Annotated in this window: 11 protein-coding genes; 3 read left to right on the forward strand and 8 right to left on the reverse strand. The window is 65.8% G+C overall.

The features are described from left to right. Positions 1 to 42: 42 nt before the first annotated feature. From murJ to VN634_10080, 4 genes are all read right to left on the reverse strand, one after another. Positions 43 to 1,650, reverse strand: a complete 1,608-nt coding sequence (gene murJ, locus VN634_10065; GenBank protein ID HXC51217.1) for a murein biosynthesis integral membrane protein MurJ — start codon at positions 1,648 to 1,650, stop codon at positions 43 to 45. Further along, entirely contained in the window at positions 1,647 to 2,330 is a 684-nt protein-coding gene (locus VN634_10070; GenBank protein ID HXC51218.1) for a hypothetical protein, read from the reverse strand. Before VN634_10070 ends, murJ begins: the two co-directional genes overlap by 4 nt. 125 nt (positions 2,331 to 2,455) lie before the next feature. Continuing rightward, positions 2,456 to 3,250 carry a signal peptidase I gene (gene lepB, locus VN634_10075; protein ID HXC51219.1) on the reverse strand — a complete coding sequence of 265 codons (795 nt, stop codon included), beginning with the start codon at positions 3,248 to 3,250 and terminating at the stop codon, positions 2,456 to 2,458. Then, positions 3,247 to 4,656 carry a trypsin-like peptidase domain-containing protein gene (locus VN634_10080; GenBank protein ID HXC51220.1) on the reverse strand — a complete coding sequence of 470 codons (1,410 nt, stop codon included), beginning with the start codon at positions 4,654 to 4,656 and terminating at the stop codon, positions 3,247 to 3,249. The genes lepB and VN634_10080 overlap by 4 nt, the downstream gene beginning before the upstream one ends. A gap of 283 nt (positions 4,657 to 4,939) precedes the next feature. Between VN634_10080 and VN634_10085 the strand changes: the two genes are divergently transcribed. Next, positions 4,940 to 5,497 carry an outer membrane beta-barrel protein gene (locus VN634_10085; protein HXC51221.1) on the forward strand — a complete coding sequence of 186 codons (558 nt, stop codon included), beginning with the start codon at positions 4,940 to 4,942 and terminating at the stop codon, positions 5,495 to 5,497. A gap of 236 nt (positions 5,498 to 5,733) precedes the next feature. Beyond that, positions 5,734 to 8,901, forward strand: a complete 3,168-nt coding sequence (locus VN634_10090) for an AAA family ATPase (protein HXC51222.1) — start codon at positions 5,734 to 5,736, stop codon at positions 8,899 to 8,901. Here the strand turns inward: VN634_10090 and VN634_10095 are convergent. Further along, positions 8,807 to 9,994 carry an endonuclease/exonuclease/phosphatase family protein gene (locus VN634_10095; GenBank protein ID HXC51223.1) on the reverse strand — a complete coding sequence of 396 codons (1,188 nt, stop codon included), beginning with the start codon at positions 9,992 to 9,994 and terminating at the stop codon, positions 8,807 to 8,809. The genes VN634_10090 and VN634_10095 overlap by 95 nt on opposite strands. A gap of 236 nt (positions 9,995 to 10,230) precedes the next feature. Here VN634_10095 and VN634_10100 point away from each other — a divergent pair, with 236 nt between their 5' ends. Then, positions 10,231 to 11,514: a phospholipase D-like domain-containing protein gene (locus VN634_10100; GenBank protein HXC51224.1), complete on the forward strand. Its 1,284-nt coding sequence runs from the start codon at positions 10,231 to 10,233 to the stop codon at positions 11,512 to 11,514. A gap of 34 nt (positions 11,515 to 11,548) precedes the next feature. Here VN634_10100 and VN634_10105 read toward each other — a convergent pair whose 3' ends face one another. From VN634_10105 to glf, 3 genes are all read right to left on the reverse strand, one after another. Continuing rightward, entirely contained in the window at positions 11,549 to 13,399 is a 1,851-nt protein-coding gene (locus VN634_10105) for a glycoside hydrolase family 2 TIM barrel-domain containing protein (GenBank protein HXC51225.1), read from the reverse strand. Between the two features lie 97 nt (positions 13,400 to 13,496). Further along, the gene (locus tag VN634_10110) at positions 13,497 to 15,800 is read right to left on the reverse strand and encodes a family 1 glycosylhydrolase (protein HXC51226.1); all 2,304 of its coding nucleotides are present in this window, start codon (positions 15,798 to 15,800) and stop codon (positions 13,497 to 13,499) included. Further along, positions 15,790 to 18,171, reverse strand: coding sequence for a UDP-galactopyranose mutase (glf, locus tag VN634_10115; protein ID HXC51227.1), 2,382 nt, complete (start codon positions 18,169 to 18,171; stop codon positions 15,790 to 15,792). Before glf ends, VN634_10110 begins: the two co-directional genes overlap by 11 nt. Positions 18,172 to 18,665: the final 494 nt, after the last annotated feature.

An 18,665-nucleotide genomic window follows, 5' to 3' on the forward strand; every position in this document is an offset into this window, starting at 1 on the left:
ACCTGCCAGATGCGGCGCCTCCGTATCGCCACCCGCGAAACGTCAGCGCCGCAGGGCCATCCGCCGGATGCGTGCGAGCATCGCAGTGGCGTCGCCGATGCCTGCCGCCGACGTGATGGCGAGATACGTCACTCCGTACGGAACGAGCACCGCGACGGCGAGCACGATCGGAGGAAGCCCAAGCGCGAAGCGCTCGATCAAAAGCCCGGCCAGCGCAGCAACCGCAGCCGAGCCCCACAGCGTGAGCAGGCGTTCGCGTGCAAGCCCGGTGCGTCCGATGCGCTTGTTGAGCGTGTGGCGAAGCAGCGAGAACTCGACCCAGCCGGCCGTACCCGATGCTGCGGTCAGGAACGCAACTCCCCATTTCGGATCGACACCGACGATCCCGGGAAGATGAAGCGACGCGAACCATCCGAGCGTGGTTCCGACGAGCACGCGCGTCGCGGCATAGCGAAGCGGCGTGCCAGTGTCGTGAAGCGCGTAGTAGACCGACGAGTAAAGCCGCCCGAGCGTGGAGGCGAGCAGCCCGATCGACGATCCGGCGAGAATCCCCCAGACCCAGACCGCATCGTTGGCGCCGAAACGTCCGGTCTGGAACAGCGCGGCTGCAATCACGCGCCCGAGCGCGACGAACGCCATCGCCGACGGGACGATGAAGAACGCGACACGACCGAGGCCCGCGTCGAGCCGCGCGCGCAGCAGCCGTGCGACTTCGTCGTGATCCCCGATCACGCGCGACATCGCCGGCAGCTCGGCTGCAGAGACGGACATTCCGAACAGGCTGACCGGAAGCGTGTAGAGCGTCTGCGCATTGGCGAGTGCGGTGACCGCGCCGGCGGGCAGGAAGCTCGCGATCACCGAGTCGACGTATGCGCTGATCTGCACGACGCCGCGCCCGACGAATACCGGGCCGAACGTGCGCACCACCGTGCGAGTCCCCGGCGAGCCGACTCCGAGCGACGGCCGCACGCCGCGCACCAGGCGCCGCACGACCGGAAGCTGCACGAGCAGCTGCAGCGCCGCTCCGGCGACCGATGCCCACGCCAGCGCGACCGCAAGGTCGGGCGTACGGATGTACGTGCCGAAGTAGAGCATCGCGGCGATCATCGCCGCGCTCCAGACTACCGGCGCCGTGTACGAGAGAAGAAAGCGGCGGTGGCTGTTGAGGATCCCGAGGCACCACGCGGACAGCACGAGAAGGCCCGTGCCGGGGAAGATGATGCGCACCATCCGCAGCGTCAGCTCGCGCTTCTCGCCTTCGAAGCCCGGTGCGATCAGATCGACGAGCCGCGGCGTGAACGTGATGCCGGCGAGCACGAGCAGGCTCGTGACGAGTGCGAGCAGCGTCGCGACCGCGCCGGCGACGCGTCGCGCCTCGGCCTCTTCTCCCCTGGCGAGAAGCTTCGAGTAGACCGGGATGAACGACGCCGACAAGACGCCTTCGCCGAAAAGGTTCTGCAGGAAGTTCGGAATGCGGAATGCGGCGTTGAATGCGTCGCCGGGGTCCGACTGGCCGAAATAGTGCGCGAACACTCTCTGGCGGACGAGCCCCGCCACGCGCGACAGCAGGATGCCGGTTGCCACCAGCACCGCGTGGGCCGCCGTGCCGGCACGCTCGCGGCGTTCTGTTTCTGCGGCCGATTCGCTCATGCCGGATCGGCCGGCTCGAGCCCGAGAAGAATCCTGCCGACCGCAAGCATCCACAGCAGAAGCACGAAATTGGCGGGCATGTTGATCATCATCGTCGCGTCGGAGAAGCCGGTGTACGCCATGACGACGCCGGCGCACGCCGTCGTGAATCCGCCGAAGACCGCGAGCCAGCCGATCCACGGCGCGAAACGCGAGTCGGCGTGCATCGCGACCCCGTAGATCGCGGTGGTCGAGCCGAGCACGATGCTGAGCATCGCGGCAAGGCCGACTTCGATCTGGCGCACGGCGAACGCCGCGGCGAACAGCGGAAAAACCGACGGCTCCGAAGCTCCGGCCCATGCGTCGACCATGCGCTTGAGCGCAATGCCGTCGACGGCCTGAAGTGCCGCCGCGAGCGCGATCCCTGCAGTCGCACCCGCGGCACCGATGCGTGCCCACCAGGCGCCGCGACCCTCGGCAAGTACGCGCTCGAGGACGAGGAGCGCGCCGCTCATCAGCAGCACGCCGGCAAGCTGCATCAGATGACTCGCAACCCACACGCGATCGGCGGCGTATTCGGTGAACGCGTCGATTGCATCGTTCGGATCGGCCTGCATCGGATGCAGCCAGGTGCCTGTGGCGAGCAGCACGACGCCGGCGACGGCAGCAATTCCGCCGCCGGTGGTTGCTCTCCGGTCCATCAGGGTCGCGCGTCGCTCCATCAGGTTCGCTGGTCGCTCCATCAGGTTCGCTCGCACGGTCGCAGGCGTGCCTGCGCGCAGGATTGTCCAGAGGGCTGCATGATTCCTTCGGCGAGGGCCGGGGCTTACGAAACCCGACGGTTGATTCGATCCCAGCGGATCCCGGACTCGTCCGATGCATAGTAGACGAACGATGCCACGCCGACGACGGCCTCGAGCGGAATTGCACCGTAAATCCGTGAGTCGCGCTCGTCGACGCGATTGTCGTTGAGCACGAACACGTGGCCGGCCGGTACGCCGCGGCGCTCGAAGAACAGGCTCGAGAACGCTCCCGCCGTGCGCGTGAAGTAGCAGTGGCTTCCGACCGCCTCGGTGACGACGAGCGGATTGGTTTCGGCCTCTGCATCCGTCTCAGCCTTTGCGTCGTCCTCGGACTGAGCAGCGTGAGCCTCGCCGCGGCTCGCGGCGACACCCGACCCTTCGGCGCAGGTCGGAGTCCGGCATCCGGCATGGCTGGCGCAGCGATCGCTTTCGATGCTGCACGTTCCGTCGTCGACTTCCGCCGCAGGCGTGGCCCCTGTCGGGACAGCTACCGGGCAGCCATCGAGAAGAAGACCACCGGTATCCATCTCGATCGTTTCGCCGGCCACCGCGACCACGCGGGCGACGAGCAGCGAATCACCGAGCGGCGAGCGGTACACGACGACGTCGCCGGGCCGCGGCTCGCCGCCGTAGCTTCGCACCATCACGCGATCGTCCGGAACCAGCGTCGGCGCCATGTTGATCGACGACACTCGCACCGTGCGCAGCCATCCGAGCGGGAACGCGAGCGCGAACAGGATGCCGAGCGCTGCGAATCCGCTGGTCAGCATCTGCAGCGCGAGCGATTGCCTCTTCGGGCTGTCGCGGCCCGACCTCACGGCTGGGCGTTGCCCTTCGGCTGGCGGTTGGCGCGTGTCAGCGGAACGACGACGCGATAGATCCGGCGCCCGCGCACGACGGATGCGACCAGGCTCGAGTTTCCGCGCGCCGCGCCGATCTCCTTGCGAAAGCCGTCGACGCTGTCGATCTCGCGCCCGCCGATCGCGGCGACGACGTCGCCGGTTGCAAACCCGATCTCGTCGGCTGCGCTGCCGGGCCGCACGCTGCGAACGGTTACCAGGCCGCGCTGCTCGTCGACCTTGAGGCCCATCGTCTCCCACGCGAAGCGGTCGATGACGTCGGTCGGAAGAGGCGCGGTATGGACATCGACCTCGTGCTCGGCGCTGCCCTCGGAGATCACCGACAGCCGCAGTGTTTCTCCCGACGAAAGGCCGCGCACGCGCAGCGCGTAGTCGGCGGTGTTGCCGACGCGTTCACCCTGCACGCGCGTGATCACGTTTCCGGTCTTGAGCCCGACCTCGGCAGCCGGGCTGCCGGCTTCGACTCCGCGCACCAGCACGCCGCTTCCCGCCCGAACGCCGAAATGCACGGCAAGGTCGGGGGTAAGCTCCTGCACCTCGAGGCCGATCCACGTCGGCAGCACGCTGCCGTGCTTGAGGATCTGGTCGACCACGTTGCGCACGCGCCAGATCGGTATCGCAAAGCCGATGCCCTGCGCGTCGCGGTGGATTGCCGTGTTGATTCCGATCAGCCGGCCGCGGATGTCGAGCAGCGGGCCGCCTGAGTTGCCTGGATTGATCGACGCATCGGTCTGCACGATGTCCTGGTAGAGCGACTCGCTGGTCTGCAGCGTGCGGCCGAGCGCGCTGACGACGCCGGTCGTGACCGTATGGTCGAGCCCGTACGGATTGCCGATCGCGATCACCGTCTCGCCGATCAGGATCGAGTCGTCGTTGCCGATCGGTATGAACGGCAGCGGGCTCTTCGCATCGAGCTTGAGCACGGCAAGGTCGAAGTCGGGATCACCGCCGATCACCTTGGCCTCGAACTCGCGATTGTCCGAGAGCTGCACGCGGATCGAATCACCGGAGGCGACCACGTGCTCGTTGGTCACGACGATTCCCGACGCATCGACGAGAACGCCCGATCCCATCGAAACCGGCTCGCGATGCGATTCCTGCTTCTGGCCCCGGCGCTGCGGCGGGGTGCCGAAAAACGGCGAGAAAGGGTCGAAGAACGGGTTGTCGCCGAACGACCGGAACGGCGACGGATCGGTCACGGTTTTTTCGGCGAAGACGCCGACGACGGCCGGCGCAACATGCTCGACGGTGCGCACGACCACCGAGCGGCGAAGATCGTCGGTGACGCCGCCGTCGCCGGCGGCGCGGCAGACGGATGCGATTGCGACGAAGGCAAGCGCGGCGGGGGTAGTGCAACGTTTCAAATCAGCAGCTCTCCTCTCGAGGTCGCCGGACAGAATAACTTCGAACGAGCAGAAGGCCATCGACGGAGGGTCGATCGAGCGGGAAACACGACAGCTCCGATTCCTGCCTTGGGTGGAGGCCGCCGCAGCGGTCCTCAGTTTGCTGGTCGCCACAGCGCTGCAGAGCGCCCGATGCCCCCGCCGACTGAGTTGCTAGAGGTCCGATCGGGCGGTATCGTGACGCGATCGCTGCGGTGGGACGCCCCTCCCGTAGCGCGTCGATTCTCGGACAAAGGAGACAAGAATGAGGAAAATCATCGCGTTATTCGGCTGCGCCCTGGGCCTGTTTGCCGTCAGTGGACCGGGATATGCGGCTGAGACCACGACCGAGACCACGGTCACGGTGCAGGAATCCGGGTCGCCGGATTATGCCAAGGACGCGATCTACGTCGGACTCGACGGACTGGCCGCGATCGACGACGGTTTCAACAGCAACCGATTGAGCGGCGGCGTCGGTGTCCGTGCCGGCTGGCGCCTGCATCCGCACGTGGCGCTGGAGGCCGACTACAACTTCTACCACGACCTGAATCCGGACGAGGAAGACGGCTGGAGCGCCTCCGCGAATGTAAAGCCGTACGTGCTGACCGGGCGGTTCCAACCGTTTTTCCTGGCGGGACTGGGCTATCTCCAGCATGAACCGAGCGGAGACTTCGTGTTCCGTTTCGGCTTCGGATTCGACGCATGCCTCACGGAACACTGGGCAGTCGGTCCGGAGATCGCGTACCTCGTGGCTCCGGAATCCGACGAGGACAACATCTTCACGTTTGCTCTGGGCATCACGTACAAGGCGACGGTGAAGTAAGCGCCTCCTGGTCAATGGAAGATGGGGACGGAGGGTCCCGCCGCTGTACGCAGTCACGTACAGCACTCCCGACTGGAATCCGTCCGTCACGCTTACGGACGCAAGCACGTTACGGCGGCGGCAACACACGGTTGCCGCCGCCGTTCGTTTTTTCACCGATGGCGTGACGCAGAGCGCCAGCAACCGTCCTCGGGCGGACTTGCCGCAGCCTGAGCAATCCCCGACAAGATAGTTCCATGTCCGTCTGCGCCGGCTGCGAAACCGACAACCCGGACCGCTTCCGTTTCTGCGGCGAATGCGGCGCACCGCTTGCTGCGCCGGCCGCCGGCGCGCCCGCGGGCGGCGAAGGCGAACGTCGCCAGCTCACCATCCTGTTCTGTGACCTTGCCGCTTCGACCGAGATCGCGCACCGGCTCGATCCGGAGGAATGGCGCGATGTGATGCGCGCATATCGCGAGACATGCGCCGAGGTCGTCAGTGCCTGCGGCGGCCACGTCGCCCAGTACGCGGGCGACGCCGTCAAGGTGTACTTCGGCTATCCGCACGCGCATGCCGACGATGCCGTGCGCGCCGTTCGCGCAGCTCTTGCGCTGGTCGGTGCGATGTCACGCCTGCACGAGCGACTGCCGATGATCGCCGAGCGCCTCTACGTTCACGTCGGCATTCACACGGGGCTCGTGGTGACCGGCGACCTCGCAGGCGAGACGCACGACAGGAACGTCGCGGTCGGCAACACGCCGAACATCGCGGCGCGGCTCCAGGCGCTCGCCGAACCCGACGAAGTGCTCGTCAGCAACGCGACTCGCAGGCTGGTCGAAGGCCGCTTCGACCTCGAAGACCGCGGCGCGCACATCCTGAAAGGGATCGGCGCGCCGGTCGGAGTGTTCCGGGTGGTCGGCGAGAGCGCGGCGGCCGGAGGGTTCGAGCAGGCCGCCCCCTCCGGCCTTACTCCTCTGACCGGTCGTGAGCGCGAGCTCGGCGTGCTCGTCGATCGCTTCGAACAGGCCAGAAACGGGCGCGGACAGGTCGTCCTGATCTCCGGAGAATCCGGAATCGGAAAATCCAGGCTGCTCCATGCATTCCGTGCAGCCGTTTCGCGCAAAGCCGAGGCTCCGCGCGAAGCCGTCGAAGAGGATCACCGCTGGCTCGTGTGCCGCTGCTACAGCCACACGCAGTCGAGCGCGCTGTTTCCGATCATCCAGCTCATCCAGCAGGAGATCGGCTTCGAGACCGGAGATTCACCCGAGGTTCGGCTCGAAAAACTGAGGAAATCGCTGGCGGCCGACGCACAGGCCGGACCCGAGGCAACAGCGATCTTCGCGTCGCTTCTTTCGCTGCCGTTGCCGAAGACGAGCGCGATTGCCGGCCAGAGCGCGGAATTGCAGAAGCGGCTGACGACGGATGCGCTGCTCGGATGGCTGCAGGCGCTCGCGAGCCGGCAACCGCTCGTCATCGTCGTCGAAGACCTTCACTGGGCCGACCCGTCGTCACTCGACATCCTGAGGCTCGTGCTCAATCGCATCGACAACCTGCCGATCCTGACCTTGCTCGCGCGCCGGCCGGAGAACTCGTTTCCGCTGGCGGTGCGGGCGAACGTGCGCGAGATCCGGCTGTCGCGTCTGACGCCCGACGACATCGGCCGCATCGTGGACGCGCTGACATCCGGACGCGGGCTTCCGCGCGAGGTCGTCGAGCAGATCGTGGCCAAGACCGACGGCGTGCCGCTGTTCATCGAAGAGCTCGTCAAGATGGTCCTCGAGTCGGGACTGCTCGTCGAGAAGAACGGAACGTTCTCGCTTTCCGGATCGCTTCCGCCACTGGCGATTCCGTCCACGTTGCAGGATTCGCTGATGGAGCGTCTCGACCGGCTCGGAACTGCCAAGGAGGTCGCGCAGCTGGCTGCCGTGATCGGTCGCGAGTTCAGCGACCAGATGCTGCAGGCGGTCTCCGGCAAGGACGATGCAACGCTGCAGCAGGCGCTCGACCGACTGGTCGTTGCGGGACTGATTCACTCGCAGAGCGCGACCACGCATGTCTTCAAGCACGCGCTGGTCCAGGAGGCGGCGTACCACTCGCTGCTCAAAAGCCGCCGCCAGCTGATTCACCGGCAGGTCGCCGACACTCTCGCCAATCGCTTCCGCGACATCGTCTTCACGCAGCCGGAGCTGCTCGCTCACCACTACACGGCGGCGGGTCTTGCGGAACCGGCCGTCCAGTACTGGCTGCGGGCCGGCCAGCGCGCGGCCAAACGCTCGGCATTTCGCGAAGCGGTCGTCCATCTGCGACGCGGCCTCGAGGTCCTGGCCTCGATGCCCGAAACCGACGAGCAGATGCACACGCAGCGAATGCGCTATGAGCTCCAGCTTCAGGTTTCGCTCGGCGACGCGCTGATCGCCGTCATCGGTTACGGCGCGCCGCAGGTCGGCGAAGCGTACGGTCGCGCTCGAGAGATCTGCCAGCAGTTCGGCGAAGAGCCGCAGCTCGGCTTCGTGCTGGGAGGGGTGTGGGTCTACTACCTGATCCGCGCCGAGTACCGGACGGCACTCGAGCTTGCCCAGCAGCTCATGCGGCTCGCCGAAAAGCTGCCGATGCCGCTGCTCATCGCCGGCGCGCACACGGCGCTCGGCTCGACGCTGCTCAACCTCGGTGACATCCAGGCGGCACGCGTACACCTCGAAAAAGCCGTCGAGCATGGCGAGCGCGACCAGCTCGTGCTCGCAAGCGATCTGCGCGTGTCGGGCCTCTGTTTTCTCGCCAACGCGCTCGTCGCGCTCGGCGAGATCGACGAGGCCATGAGACGCGCCGACGAAGCGCTCGCCCGCGCACGCGATCTCGGCAAACCTTTTTTCCTTGCCAACGCGCTCACCCAGTCCGCATGGGTTCGCCAGCTTGCGCGCGACGTGGATGGAGCCGGACAGGCCGCCGACGAAGCGGTCGCTCTTTGCACCGAGCAGGGATTTCCGTACTGGCAGACGTTCTGCCTGATGACGCAGGGCTGGGTGCTCGTCGAGCGCGGGAGCACCGACGAAGGGCTCGGCTGCATGATGCGCAGCCAGTCGGCGGCGCACGAGTCCGGCACCGAGCGCTTCGCAAGCGGGCGGCTCGCGACGCTTGCCGAAGGATACCTGCACGCCGATCGTTTCGACGACGCGCTGGCGACTCTCGAGCGCGCATTCTCGCATGTCGAGCGCACCGGCGAGCGCTTCTGCGAGGCGGAGCTGCACCGGCTGCGCGGCGAGGTTCTCACGCGATGCGGCGGCGGCGAGTCGCTCGAGCAGGCGATGGAGTGTTTCCGGACCGCGCTCGCTGTCAGCCGGCGCCAGGGTGCAAAGCTATGGGAGTCTCGCGCGGCAATGAGTCTCGAGCGGCTTCGGCCGGGGCACGCGGCGGAAGCGGAGCTGTAACGCCGGCGTTCCGCACGAGCAGGGCGGCGAGCCCGCGATGATCGGACGCGCCGCGGCCGATGACGGCCATCTCCTCGGGAACGAGATCGGGCGAAGCAAGCACCGCATCCAGCGGCAGCGCAGGAGCCTCGGCCGGATAGGTTGCCCAATCCTGTGATAGGGGCGCGTGGACGGCGGCGTACGTTGTCCGGGCATCGGCCAGCGAGCCGCTCGTCAGGATGTCCACCGTTCGCTCGGCGCGGAAATAAGGTCGCCGGCCTGCAAGCGACGCGTCGACCGCATTGAGATCGCCGAGAACGATGGTGCTGCGTGCGGGATCGATGAAGCGGCGCAGCAGGTGCGTTGCCTGCCGTTCTCTCAGATCTTCCGAGAATGCGTCGAGGTGCGTGACGACAACGTCCACCGGTTGCCCGCCGGCGAGCACGGTAACCTTGATGGCGCCTCTCTCTTCGCTCACCAGCCGCCCGAGACCGGTCGGCCGCAGCGACGGAAGGTCGTCATTCGAAGGCGCGCCGTCGCACGTGCGAGCGCTGAGAAGGCATTCGCTCGCCGCGAGGATCGGCAGCCGCACCAGCAGCGCGTTGCCGAAGCGGACCTCGCGGCCGGGAAAATTCCGCTCCCACGTCTGGCCGCGCACGATGTCGTAGACTTCGCCGCTGCGCTGCTTCAGTTCGTCCGCGACAAAAGCGGCTTCATCGATCCAGCCGCTTCGTCGCGAGCCGAAATCGACTTCATTCAGTGCCACGACGTCGACGGCATGGCCGCGCGGCGCCGAACCCAGGATGTCGCCGGCGATCTCGCGCAGGTTGCGCTCCACGGCCGCGCGCGACTGCCATAGCGAAAACGCGGGGCCCAGCCCGCTGTGGATATTGTAGGTGACCACGCGCACGCCGTGGGAAAACTGAACGGCAATAGATGATGCAATCGGCGGGTCGAGCGACCACGCGCCTGCCGCGTTGTCACGAGCGACGCGCCCAGCGGAATCGATACTTGCGCTGCCCGCGCGGTTGATCCCCGCCTGAGTCGCGAGCACAGCAAGCATCAGAACGCCGAGCCTCGCGGCAGCTGTCGTAAGCAATCTCGATCGGATCATCGTGATCGAATCGTCCCCTGGTCATCACTCTACGCGACCGGGACGGTGCTTACACGCGGGTTTTTGGCGGCTCGCGAGCGATTCCGCGATCGTGGCAGTGACGCACTCCAACGCAGCGCCGGCGCAACGGGGGCGCGCAAGAAAAGTACGCCGCACGTCCCGCTACCATCGGAAAACCATGCTTCACTTACGCCGATGCATCGTTCGAACAGTGGATCGGTCGGGAGCCGCGGCCGATGAGCGTGCCGACATCCGACGAAGTGGCCCTGTACGCTGCGGTCGCGTTCTGCCTGCTGTCGGTGATCCTCGTGCTCGTCGTGTGGTCGGTGCGGCGCCATCTCAGCCCGGAGCTCGACATCGAGTGCGGATCGCCGATCGATGAGCTCATTCCGTCGCTGGCCGGTTTGACGCTGAGCACCCCCGTCGCAGGCAACAGCGTTGCCGTGCTCGAAAACGGCGCCTACTTCGGCGTGCTGCTGGAACGGATCCGGTCGGCGAAACGCTCCGTTCATCTCGAAACCTTTCTGTGGAAAGAAGGCGAACTCGGCCGGCGTGTTGCGGACGCGCTGTCGGAGCGCGCGCGATCCGGCGTCCAGGTGCGAGTGCTCGTCGATGCCATCGGCTCCAGTGGAATAGGCAAAGCCGCCGTGACGCAGATGGAGCTGTCGGGCTGCCGCGTCGCGCGCTTTCACGAGAAGTCGATCCGCAACATCGGCGTCATCAACGACCGCGATCACCGCAAGCTCGTCGTCATCGACGGTTGCGAGGCGTTCGTCGGCGGCCACTGCATCGTCGACCACTGGCTCGGCAATGCCGAAGACAAGGATCACTACTCGGATATCAGCGTGCATCTGCACGGCCCGATCGTGCACAGCGTGCAGGCGGCGTTCAGCGAGAACTGGGCCGGCGAGACCGGCGAGCTGTTCGTGGGCGACGACGTGTTCCCGAAGCTCGAAGCGGCCGGCGACGTGCTGATCCATGCTGCCTACTCCAAGCCCGGAGGATCGGCGCCGGCGGTCAAGATCCTGCATCACACGGTCATCTGCCTCGCGCGAAAGCGCATCTGGATCCAGAATCCGTATTTCATCCCCGAGCCCGAGGCGATCGACGCGTTTGGAGAAGCAGTGAAGCGCGGAGTCGACGTGCGCGTGCTGATGCCGGCGACCAGCGGCTCGGACAACCCGATGGTCCAGCACGCCGGACACCGCAACTTCGAGAAGCTCCTGCGCTGCGGCGTGCGGCTGTTCGAATATCCCGACACATTGCTGCACCAGAAGGTGATGACCGTGGACGGCGTATGGGCGGCGGTCGGCTCCAGCAACTTCGACGACCGATCGTTCGAAACCAACGACGAGCTGACGCTCGGCATCTGCGATGCAGCCACCGCCGGCAAGATCGATTCGGTGTTCGAGAAGTACGAGCCGCTGAGCAGCGAGATCGATCTCGAGACCTGGTCACGGCGCGGGTTGCTCCACAAGCTGCATGACCACGCGGTTTACATGATCAACGAGTTGCTCTGAACGAGTGCGGGTGCGACGGGTCGCCGCGCGCAAGTCATTCCTGCGACGAATTCCCGTTGTCGTCGATCGCGCGCTCCTCGAGCGCGTTTTCGAACCAGATCGGTGCTTCTCCGGGCGGACCGATGGTCGCGGCACGGATGCGCGCGATCGGAAACTTGGGATTGCGGTGCGCGTCGAGCAGCCCGTTGGCTTCCTGATACGTGTCGGTGAATTGCGTGTAGCAGAAGCCCGCCAGCATCCCGAGCGAACGAACCGCCTCCATCAATCGTTCGTAGAGCCTGGCGAGCTCTTCGGAGTCTCCACTCGTCGAATAGCCCCATGTCGAAGGATCGCGCGAGAGTTTCACGCCGCCGAACTCCGACAGCACCACCGGATGGTCGGCGTGCGGGCGTTCTCCGACCACGAGGCGGCGTCCGCCGGGACGCTCCTGATGCAGCACGTGCGGCAACATGCGGTCGCCATGATAGCGGTGCCGCAGGCGCTCGGGATTCGATTCGTAGTCGTGCACGCCGACGATGTCGGTCGCGACGCTTTCCCAGCCGTCGTTGCCGACGACCGGCCGCGTGGCGTCGAACGTCTTGGTCAGGTGATAGAGCGCCTCGACGTAATGCCGCTCGACGGCGCTCTGCGGAAGGTTTGGCACGCCCCACGACTCGTTGATCGGAACCCACGCGACGATGCACGGGTGGGATTGATCCCTGGCAAGAACCCGCTCCCATTCGCGCGTCAGTCGCGTGATCGCCGTTCGCGTGAAGCGATAGGCGCTCGGCATTTCTTCCCACACGAGGATCCCGAGCCGGTCGGCCCAGTAGAGAAAACGTGGATCTTCCACCTTCTGATGCTTGCGCACGCCGTTGAAACCCATCGCGCGCGCCAGGCGGATGTCGCGGACGAACGCGTTGTCGTCCGGAGCTGTCAGTCCGGAATCCGGCCAGTATCCCTGGTCGAGAGCCATGCGCAGAAAGTACGGACGACCGTTGAGCACGAAACGGTCGCCTTCGAGCGATACGGCCCGCAGCGCCGTATACGAGCGGATGAGATCGATCGTCTCGCCTGCCGGCGACAGCAGCCGGATCTCGGCCTCGAGCAGCCGCGGGTTGCGCGGGCTCCACAGCAGCTCGTTACGAAAGTCGTCGATGCCGGGGTCGGAGAACGCCATGCGGCGATGAACCTCTTTCGAGACGACCTCGTAGACATCGCGCGCGAGCAGCTTGTCGCCGCACGCAAGCGATACGCTCACCTTGAGGCCGCAATCCGGTCCCTCGCAGAGGATCCAGGCGGCCAGTCCGCACTCCCAGCGCTCGAGGCTCGAAGTCCAGACGAGCCGGTCGATTCGTACCGCCGGTACGACCTCGGTCCACACCGTCTGCCAGATGCCGGTCGTGCGCGGATACCAGATCGAATGCGGATCGAGCTGCCAGTCCTGTTTTCCGCGCGGCTTCTCGAGATCAGATGGATCGTCTTCGGCGCGCACGACGACCACCTGCTCTGAGGATTCGACGAGCGCATCGGTGATGTCGAAGTGAAACGGCGTGTATCCGCCTTCGTGCTCGCCGACTTTGACGTCGTTGATCCACACGGTGCACCGCCAGTCGACGGCGCCGAAGTGGAGCAGCACGCGCTTGTCGGGAGCGGGCCGCGTGCATGCGAAGCGCGTGCGGTACCAGCATGCGTCGTAAAATCCGGTATTCGCGATTCCGCTGCGTTCGGTTTCCGGAGAGAACGGAACGACGATCTTGTGCGTCCACTCGACGTCGCTTCGGCCCCTGGCGCTGGTGGCGTCGATGGCGAAATCCCACGTGCCGTTGAGCGATTGCCATTCGGCGCGCCGGAGCTGCGGCCGCGGGTAGCCGCGCCCGTATCTGTCGAGCTCTTCGCTGGTCATCCGAACCTGGTCATGCGAACCCCACTCGCGCACGAATGCGCACCATGCGAGACGCACGGAGTGCGCGAGGCGATCCTTACCGTACCATGCAGTCTTTTCAGCAGGCCGCCAAGGCGCGCGCGGCGAAATCTTCGCGCGTGCGCTCGTCGAGAAAGCGCTGCAGGCACACTTCGAGACTCGGAAGGAACGTGCCGCGTTCGCTGGCGAGCGCGCTGTAGCGCGGACGCCTCGCCACGCACGGGCGAATGCGAGGCGCAACGATCATGTCTCGTGGGTGCCCGGTCAGATCGGCCAGCGTCGCGGCGAGATCCTTCCATGTTACGGGATCCGGGTTCGAGATGTGCCAGAGGCCACTTTCACCATCGACGAGCAGGTCGAGACAGACCGCGACCAGGCTCGGCACGTACGTCGGCGTCACCATCTGGGAATCGTCGGCCTCGACCGGATTTCCGCATCGCCACTGCGTGAGCGCATTCGCAAGGAAATTGTAATCGTCCCACGGGCCGAAGAACGCGCTCGTCCGGATGACCAGCGCCGACGGCAGCACGCAAAGCACGCGCCTTTCGGCTTCGGCCTTGCTGCGGCCGTAGGCATTCAGCGGCGCCGGCGCGTCGCGCTCGACATACGGCGAAATCTTCTCTCCGCCAAAGACGAGGTCGCTCGAGAACGTAAGAAACCTCGCGCCGTAGAGGCGGCACACCTCGGCGAGGTTGGCCGGACCTTCGACGTTCTCGCGGAAGCAGCGGGCCAGGTCGCGTTCGGCGTCGTCGACGCGCACATAGCCAGCGGCATTGACGACGGCCCATGGCTGGTAGCGTTCGAACGTCCGCCGCACCGAGCGGATGTCGGCGATGTCGAGCTCCTCGCGCCCGAGCACGACTGTGGCGATGCCGTGATGCTCGCACAGGCGTGCAAAGGCGCTGCCGAGCGTTCCGGTACGCCCGGTGATCAGGAGCGGCTGGGCGTCGCGCCGCGCGCGCTCGGTGCCGGCCAGCGGGAAATCGTCGCGCGCTGCGCATTCGCGTGTGGCGAGCTCGCAATCACCATCGACTTGAGCGAGCGGGGAATCCTCCTGAAGCGCGCGCTCGGTTTCGCCGAACGCGATGACCCGCGATGCTCGCCGCCACCATCCGTGCTGCGCAAGCAGTGGGTGCTCGAACCTCTGTCCGCGGCCGAGCGCCGACAGCATGTCGACGAGCGCTGTCGCACGAGGCATCCGGCCGGGGTTGCGCAGGTCGAACGCTCCGGATTCGTAGTATCCGTCGTCGCGCGTGACGAGCGAGTTCCAGTCGAACGAGCCGAAGAGCGCCCACGCGGTGACCGCGACGACGTCGGCACCCGCGCTGCGCGCAACATTCGCGCCGCTCCATGCCTCGTCGAGCCAGCGCAGCTGGTCGGCGCGCGTGCCGTCCATGTGCACTTCGGTCAGCGCCACCGGCCGGCCGTAGCGCTCCCACGCAAGCTGCAGGGTCCGTGCATGTCCGGCGATCGCGGAGTCGGCGACGCGTACCGCTTCGATGTCGGCGTAGCGATGCCGGCCGTTGCCACCGTGGAGATGCGCCGGGTAGCGGTCGAGCCGCTCGTCGAGATGACGGTCACTGGTGACGTAGTAGTTGAGGCCGACGACGTCTGGCGGGCACGGTTCGGCCTGGAGCTGCTCGAGCACGCGAGGATCGACATCATCGAGAATCCAGCGGATCGGATGTTCGCATCCGAAGCGTCCGAACAGAAGGTCGTAGCTGAGCCAACGGCGCTCGTTCTCGAAGTCGGCCTGGTACCGGAGTGCGGCGGTGCTCGAGATCGTGCCGAGATCTTCGGTCTGAACCAGGCGCGCAGACGGATGAATCTCGCGGATTGCGCGCATCGACAACGCGATGCCACGAATCTGGTGCACGAGAGCGCGCGCGAACGAGGCCGGATCCTTCGAGTGCGGGTACCACAGTCCGTAGAGCGCGCTGAATCTCGCCGTCGTCAGGGGCTCGTTGATCGGCGTGTACGCGTCGACCCACGGGTATCTCTCGCCGACAGCCGCGGCGAAGGCGGCGAGCTTCGCCGGAAACATCGGATCGAGCAGGCTGGTATGACCCGGCCCGCTGCCGTGGTGGAGGAGACCGACGATCGGCCGCACGCCGAGCTCGCGAAGACGCTCGAGCCTGCGATCGGTCCAGCTCCAGTCCGCTGCGGCGAGGTTTCCGTCCGGCGCCACGAGCTCCCAGAGCACAGGCTGGCGCAGCGCCGTCACACCGAGCGCCGCGATGACGTCGAGATCGGTTTCCCTGGTGTCGTGCCCGGAGCGCGCAATCTGGTTCAGCCACCGGTCACCGATGCGGTTCACGGTGCATTCGACGCCGGCCCACAGCTGGATCGGGCCGGCGGTCGGAATCCGGCTGTCAGCTCGCATTGGCAAGAAGCTGTTTGCGCACCACGCCAAGCATGCGCGACGAGACCGTAAGAGCCTGCGCGACGACCTGGTCCATGTTGTAGTACTTGTACGTCGCCAGCCGGCCGCAGAAGTGCACGTGCCTGGTCGCCTGCGCGAGCAGCTCGTATCGCCTGTACAGCTTCGCGTTTTCCGGCCGCGGAATCGGGTAGTACGGATCACCTTCGGCGCGCGGATACTCGTAGACGATCGCCGTCTTCGCGTGCGTCTGGCCTGTCAGATGCTTGAACTCCGTGACGCGCGTGTAGTCGTGGTCGTTCGGGTAGTTGATGACGGCCACCGGCTGATGCCGAGGCTTGTCGAGCGTCTCGTGGCGGAACTCGAGCGCGCGATACGGAAGCTTGCCGTAACAGCTGCCGAAGAACTCGTCGATGGGACCGGTATAGACGATCTCGTCGTAGCTGACCCGTTCGGAAAGCGTCCGGTAGTCCACGCCGACCTCGACCGTGATGTTCGGATGGTCGACGATGTTCTCGAACATCGCCGTCATTCCACCGGCCGGCATCGCCTGGAACGTGTCGGTGAAATAGCGGTCGTCGCGATCGGTGCGCACCGGAATGCGTGCGATCACGGACGAGTCGAGCTCGCTCGGGTCGAGGCCCCATTGCTTGCGGGTATAGTAGCGGAAGAATTTCTCGTAGAGCTCGCGGCCGACCTTGCTGATGATCACGTCCTCGGACGTCGTGATCTTTTCGCGAGGCTCGGCGACACGCCGGAAGAACGCCTCGACGCCGTCGGAATCGAGGTTCCAGCCGTAAAGACCGTTGACGCTGTCGAGATTGATCGGGATCGGCAACAGCTTCGAGTCGATGTGCGCGAGCACGCGGTGCTCGTACGGGCGCCATCTGGTGAACTGCGACAGGTACTGGAAAACGTCGGCAGAGTTCGTGTGAAAGATGTGCGGGCCGTAGCGGTGGACGAGAATTCCGTCGTCGTTCGGATGGTCGTACGCATTGCCGCCGATGTGCGGGCGGACGTCGCAAAGGAGAATCTTCTTCCCGCCCGCCGACGCAAGACGCTCGGCGCAGACGCTTCCCGCAAAGCCCGCGCCGACGACGAGCGCATCGAAGTGCGGCCGCGCACGGCGAAGCGCGCGCGCACCGGACCTGCCGTCGAGCCCCGGGCTTCTCTGCGAACGGTGGAGAGATCGCGCTGCGTCGGTTGCCTGACCGGTCTGCGGCCGGCCATCCGTGCGGCGGCCTCGCTGGGATTCCGGCGGCGGCGCGCCTTTGGCGCAGGCCGCATCGACGAGCTCTTTCATCGATGCCCACGTCTTGTCCCACGAAATCGTTTTCAGGAATTCATCCGCCGTGGCCTGGCGTGCTCTATGGTCGGTCGACAAAAGGTACTCGACGGCTTCCTCGAAGTGGTGCGGATCGTCGGCAATCTCCGCGAGACCGAGCTCTCCGTAAGGCCGCACGACGTCGCGGATCGACGTCGAGACTACCGGCTTGCCGCCGGCGAGATACTCCGGAGTCTTGGTCGGGCTGATGAAGCGTGTCGATGCGTTGCGCGCGAACGGAAGAATCGCGACGTCCCAGCCGGCCAGATAATGCGGGAGCTCGTCATAGGACTTCCCGCCGAGGCAGTGGATGTTCGGCGCGCTCGGAACTTCGGACGGATCGATCTTTACGATCGGGCCGACGAGGACGATGTGCCAGTCCGGGCGGCGCTCGGCGAGCTGTGCCACGAGCTCGAGGTCCATGCGTTCGTCGATCACCCCGAAAAAGCCGAGACGGGGATGCGGGATGCCGGCCTGGTCCGTCGGTTCGTCGCGGATCGTGCGAGCCTCGGCGAAATGCGCGACGTCGACGGCGCTCGGGAACGCGCGTACCGAATGGTGCAGGAAGCGTTTGGATTCGTAGAGACTCTGCCCGCCGGTAAAGACGAGATCCGCCCGGTTGCACAACTCGCGCTCGCGCTCCTTCAACTCGCTCGACGCGCCGCGGAATGCGGAAAGCTCGTCCATGCAGTCGTACACGATCGCGCGTGGTTGGAGGTGGTCGGTGAAGGCGAGGGCGAGCGGCGTGTAGTACCAGCTCACGTACTCTTCGATGCGATGCTCGATGAGCATCTCGGCGATCAGGCCTTTGAGCGTGGTCGCAAGGTTTTCTGAAAACGATTCCGGGATCTGCGGCGTTACGACGTGGACGCCTTCCGGGGAACGTTCGATCTTGAGTGCGGCAATCTCGGATGCGCGTGTCTGCGGCTCCTCGATATAAAAAACACGGTGCTCTCTGGCCCACCGGCTCAGCAGGTGTTGCGGCCTCTGGAACACGAAATTCCAGCGCAGGTGAGAGAAACACAGGATGTCTTTCGGCGAGGTCGCCATGGTCAGGATCTCCTCTGGGCAACGCTCACGCTGCCGTCGGCAACCCTCCAGGTTGCCGGTGTTCGGGCGAACGCGTTCAAACTTCGGTCCGCTCCATCCGGGCCGGTGCACAAATCGAAGAACATTTCCGATGCTTCTTTCAGGCGCCGTCCCGCTTGTTTCGAGTGGGAATGACGACACGAAACGAGAAGACGACCAATATGACTCGCGCACTCTGATCGCAGTCAGGGAAGAGAGCACCGTCGCGTGCAGCGCGTCATTGTTTTGTACGAACGATGCGTTGCGAGGCGCGCCCGTCGGATGGCGGCAGCGATGAGAAGCGTCAAATCAGGCCGTTTCCGCGCATCACACGCATTCGCGCGTAGCGCGAACCGATGCGACCGTTTCGCACCGAAGCTGTCGTTGTGTACGCGGAGATGCGATCCTCGCAGCAGCGACGCATTTCAGGACGAGCGCGCAAGCCGCTGGGGGATCACTCCATCGCGGACGAGCGC

It is taken from the genome of Candidatus Limnocylindrales bacterium (assembly GCA_035571835.1).
Taxonomy (GTDB): Bacteria; Desulfobacterota; Binatia; order UBA1149; family CAITLU01; genus DATNBU01.